Genomic DNA, 1,049 nt, shown 5'->3' with positions numbered 1-1,049 from the left:
CGTCGGCCTCCCGCCGTCGTCGCCGTCCTTGGAGCCGGCAGCTGGGGTACCACGTTCGCAAAGATTCTTGCGGATGCCGGCGAGCCGCACGGCACCAGCATCCGGCTGTGGGCGCGCCGCGAGAATATTGCTGACGAGATCAATACCCGGCACACCAACAGTCGCTACCTGTCGGAGACCGTGCTGCCTTCCAGCATCACCTGCTCCACCGACGTCGCCGCCGTTCTTGAGGGTGCCGAGGTGGTGGTGATCGCCGTGCCGGCGCAGTCCCTCCGTTCGCAGCTGTCGGACTGGAAGCCGCTGATCTCGCCCGACGCCGTGGTGGTCTCGCTGATGAAGGGCCTGGAGGTGGGCACCGATGACCGCATGAGCCAGGTGCTCGCGCAGGAACTCGGGCTGCCGGAGGGTCGTATCGCTGTCGTGTCGGGGCCCAACCTGGCCATGGAAATTGCGCGCTGCGAGCCCACAGCGTCAGTGGTCGCATGCCCGGACGCGGATGTGGCCACCTGGATCGCCGCGGCATGCACCACCACCTACTTCCGCCCGTACACCAACACTGATGTTGTCGGTGTGGAAATCGGCGGCATCGTCAAGAACGTCATTGCCCTCGCGGTTGGTATCTGCGAAGGCAAGCAGATGGGGGACAACACCAAGGCCTCCGTCATCACGCGCGGCCTCACCGAGACCACCCGGCTGGCTGTCGCTCTGGGCGGAGAACCTGAGACCCTCTCCGGGCTCGCCGGCATGGGGGACCTGATCGCAACCTGTTCCTCCTCCCTCTCGCGCAATCACACCGCCGGCAGGCTGCTCGGCCAGGGGCTCACCCTGGACGAGGTGACGGCCCACATGAACCAGACTGCGGAGGGCATTAAATCCGCGCAGGCGGTGGCGGACCTCGCGCGCCAGCTGGGGGTCTATATGCCGATTACGGATAGTGTTGTTGCCGTACTTCAGGGGAACCTGTCGGTACACGACCTCGGCCCGCGACTGCTGGCCCGCGAACTGAAATCCGAAGGCTGAACGTGACCCCACCTGCCAAGCCCCGTGTC

At 65.9% G+C, this 1,049-nt stretch carries 1 protein-coding gene; it reads left to right on the top strand.

Annotation, left to right across the window (positions count from 1 at the left end):
* Positions 1–1,020, top strand: a 1,020-nt coding sequence (locus tag X803_RS0102195; protein WP_026543845.1) for an NAD(P)H-dependent glycerol-3-phosphate dehydrogenase, incomplete at its 5' end; no start/stop codon positions are given.
* Between the last annotated feature and the right edge of the window lie 29 nt (positions 1,021–1,049).

Origin of the sequence: Arthrobacter sp. 35/47 (assembly GCF_000520475.1) — a bacterium.
Classification (GTDB): domain Bacteria; phylum Actinomycetota; class Actinomycetes; order Actinomycetales; family Micrococcaceae; genus Arthrobacter_D; species Arthrobacter_D subterraneus.
Note: the sequence above shows the minus strand (reverse complement) of the source record. Positions and strands in the feature narration are given on the sequence as shown.